General features: G+C 57.6%; 2 protein-coding genes. One reads left to right on the forward strand and one right to left on the reverse strand.

From position 1 onward, the window contains the following. A partial coding sequence (locus IVA82_RS41250; protein ID WP_247493309.1) for a site-specific integrase occupies nt 1-459 on the reverse strand: 459 nt, incomplete at its 3' end. On the opposite strand from IVA82_RS41250, the gene IVA82_RS41255 reads away from it, so the two are divergent. Then, a partial coding sequence (locus tag IVA82_RS41255; RefSeq protein ID WP_247493873.1) for a hypothetical protein occupies nt 425-774 on the forward strand: 350 nt, incomplete at its 3' end. The two genes, IVA82_RS41250 and IVA82_RS41255, sit on opposite strands and share 35 nt — an antisense overlap.

A 774-nucleotide genomic window follows, 5' to 3' on the forward strand; every position in this document is an offset into this window, starting at 1 on the left:
TAGCACCATCCGCTGTCGGTCGATGGCTCCCGGCTTTAGGCGTACCGCTTCGGAAATGCGCAGACCGGCGGCGTAGCATGTTGTCAGGATCACTTGATGCTTGAGGCTCTCCACGCAGCCGAGGAAGTGCAGCACCTCTTCGGGGCTGAGGATGACGGCGAGTGTCTTGGGCGCCTTTGGACACGGAATGATGAGGTCGAAATCCCATTCGAAGCCGAGCGTGACACGGTACAAGAAACGGAGCGCTGAGACGGTCACGTGGATCGACTTCGGCGCCAACTTCTTCTCGTTCGTCAGATAGACTTGGTAGGCGCGGACATCTTCCGGCCCAAGCAAAGCCGGCGACTTCGCAAAATGGCGGGCGAACTGCGAAACCTGCAGCAGATAGGAATCCTGCGTATGCGGTGACAGGTTGCGGATCTGCATGTCGTTTATCATGCGTAACCGAAGCGGGGTCATTGAAGGCTCCTTGGCAAAAAAACGAAAACTGCCCGAGGGCAGTAACGCCATCTTGCTCGAAGCCAAGCCTATGAACGCTGCAAATTACGTCTCACCATGGCACGCCAAAGCAGTTACAGTTGCTTCAGCCGCATTCCTTCATCCGAAGATGGGCCACTCTTGCCGAGTGTTCTGCCGCGGAGCGGCTTCGTCCAATCCCGCTTATGGAGATCTCTACATAAGCGGGATGACCGGCCGTTTGGCGGCAAAGACCCACCGGCGGCAGCGTTCCATTACTCGCGCAGTCGTGCCGGGGAACATCCGCAAGGCCATCTT

Origin of the sequence: Bradyrhizobium sp. 142 (assembly GCF_023074015.1) — a bacterium.
In the GTDB taxonomy this organism is placed as follows: Bacteria; Pseudomonadota; Alphaproteobacteria; order Rhizobiales; family Xanthobacteraceae; genus Bradyrhizobium.